This window comes from Variovorax sp. 01T439_2, assembly GCF_056398445.1.
The window spans coordinates 1-2,702 of record NZ_JBFTPJ010000823.1; the positions used below are offsets into that span (position 1 = coordinate 1).

At 66.3% G+C, this 2,702-nt stretch carries 2 protein-coding genes; one reads left to right on the top strand and one right to left on the bottom strand.

Features of this window, described 5'->3' with window-relative positions:
* Positions 1-1,590, bottom strand: a 1,590-nt coding sequence (locus AC1DOC_RS28345) for a Clp protease N-terminal domain-containing protein (RefSeq protein WP_478130985.1), incomplete at its 3' end; no start/stop codon positions are given.
* Between the two features lie 140 nt (positions 1,591-1,730).
* On the opposite strand from AC1DOC_RS28345, the gene AC1DOC_RS28350 reads away from it, so the two are divergent.
* Positions 1,731-2,702, top strand: a 972-nt coding sequence (locus tag AC1DOC_RS28350) for a Bug family tripartite tricarboxylate transporter substrate binding protein (RefSeq protein WP_478130986.1), incomplete at its 3' end; no start/stop codon positions are given.

Below are 2,702 nucleotides of genomic sequence, written 5' to 3' on the forward strand. Positions count from 1 at the left end.
CAGCAGCGTCGGCGCGCTGGACTTGCCCTTGCTCGCCTCGCTTTCCTCGGCCTCGCGCAGGCGCTTCTCCAGCGCCGGCAGCTGGCCGTATTGCAACTCGGCGAGCTTGTTGAAGTCGCCCTTGCGCTTCCACTCCTCGATCTCGAACTTGATCTTGTCGATGTCCTCGCGGATCTTCGCGCTGCCCTGGGCCTGCGCCTTCTCGGCCTGCCAGATCTCGTCGTAGTCGGCGATCTCCTTCTGCAGGCGCGCGATCTCGTCCTCGATGAGGCCGAAGCGCTTCTGCGAGGCTTCGTCCTTTTCGCGCCGCACGGCTTCGCGCTCGATCTGCAGCTGGATCAGACGGCGGTCGAGCCGGTCCATGACCTCGGGCTTGGAGTCCATCTCGATCTTGATCTTGGCCGCGGCCTCGTCGATCAGGTCGATGGCCTTGTCGGGCAGGAAGCGGTCGGTGATGTAGCGGTCGGAGAGTTCGGCCGCGGCCACGATGGCCGGGTCGGTGATCTGCACGCCATGGTGCACTTCGTACTTTTCCTGCAGGCCGCGCAGGATGGCGATGGTGGCCTCCACGCTGGGCTCGCCCACGATGATCTTCTGGAAGCGGCGCTCCAGCGCGGCGTCCTTCTCGATGTACTTGCGGTATTCGTCGAGCGTGGTGGCGCCCACGCAGTGCAGCTCGCCGCGCGCGAGCGCGGGCTTGAGCATGTTGCCCGCGTCCATCGCGCCCTCGGCCTTGCCGGCGCCCACCATGGTGTGCAGCTCGTCGATGAAGACGATGGTCTGGCCTTCGTCCTTGGCAAGCTCGTTGAGCACGGTCTTCAGGCGTTCCTCGAACTCGCCGCGGAACTTGGCACCGGCCAGCAGCGCAGCCATGTCGAGCGAGAGCACGCGCTTGCCCTTGAGCGACTCGGGCACCTCGCCCGCGACGATGCGCTGCGCCAGGCCTTCGACGATGGCGGTCTTGCCCACGCCGGGCTCGCCGATSAGCACSGGGTTGTTCTTGGTRCGRCGCTGCAGCACCTGGATSGYGCGGCGGATYTCCTCGTCGCGRCCGATCACCGGRTCGAGCTTGCCCAGGCGCGCGCGCTCGGTCAGGTCGAGGCAGTATTTCTTGAGGGCTTCGCGCTGGCCTTCGGCATCGGCGCTGTTCACGCCCTGGCCGCCGCGAACCGCGTCGATGGCGGATTCGAGCGACTTGCGGCTGAGGCCGTTTTCCTTGGCGATGCGGCCGATGTCGGACTTGCTGTCGGCCACGGCCAGCAAGAAGAGCTCGCCCGCAATGAACTGGTCATTGCGCTTGATGGCTTCCTTCTCGGTGGCCTGCAGCAGCTTGCCGAGCTCGGGGCCGACCTGCACGATGTCGTGGCCCTGCACCTGCGGCAGCTTCTTGATGGCCGCCTCGGCAGCGTTCGCGAGCCCCTGCACGTTGACGCCGGCGCGCTCCAGCAGGGCGCGCGGGCCGTCTTCCTGGCGCAGCATCGCGACCAGCAGGTGGGCCGGTTCGATGTAGGCGTTGTCGTTGCCGAGCGCGAGCGTCTGGGCATCGCTCAGCGCTTCCTGGAATTTGGTGGTGAGTTTGTCTTGTCGCATGGTGGTATTCCTGCATCCAAAATAGGGCTGTTCCGCCGGGATTCAAGTTTTGAATCGCGCTGGCGGAATGGGCACGGCTATTGCACGGTGCCGGGCACCTTCCTGCCGTAGGCATTTCTCTCTCTCGAATGGAGTCGATCATGGTTTTTTCAATGCAGCGCGTCCAGCCGGTTCGCCGGGCGCTCGGCGCCGGTCTCTTTCTAGCGGCCATGGGCCTCGCCGGCCTTGCGCAGGCGCAAGGCACGCCCATCCGCATCCTGGTGGGCTTTCCCGCGGGCGCGGGCACCGACGCCATCGCRCGCACGCTGGGCGAAAAACTCAAGGACGTGCTGGGCGTGCCGGTGGTGGTCGAGAACCGCGCCGGCGCCGGCGGACAGATCGCGGCGCAGGCGCTCAAGGCAGCGCCGGCCGATGGCCACACGCTGTTCCTCTCGCACGACCATTCGATCTCCATCCTGCCGCAGGTGGTGAAGAACCCCGGCTTCAACCCTGCGACCGACTTCGTGCCGGTGGCCGGATTCGCCACCTTCGCCAACGTGCTGGCCGTCTCGGGCGGCACGCCCGCCAAGAGCATCGACGAATATGTGAAGTGGGTTCGCACCCAGCGCGGCGGCAAGGAAACCATCGGCATTCCGGCGCCGGCCTCGATCCCCGAGTTCCTGGTGAAGATGATCTCGGAAAAATACAAGATCGACGTGCAGCCCGCGCCCTACCGCGGCAGCGCGCCGATGACGGCGGACATGCTGGGCAACCAGATCACGGCCGGCATCGCCTCGGTGCCCGACTTCATCGAGAACCACAAGGCCGGCAAGGTGCGCATCGTGGCCTCCATCGGCGCCAAGCGCCAGGCCGTGCTGCCGAACGTGCCCACCTTCACCGAGCTGGGCTTCTCCAACCTGGAAGACCTGCCCTACTACGGCATCTTCGCGCCCGTGGGCACGCCGCAGCCGATCATCGACAAATACGGCGACGCGCTGCAGAAGGTGCTGGCCATGCCCGACGTGAAGCAGAAGCTCACGACCATGGGGCTCACGGTCGGCTACGAGCCGCAAGGCCAGTTCGCGGGCCGCGTGCGCAGCTACACGCAGACCTGGGAACGCATCATCCAGTCG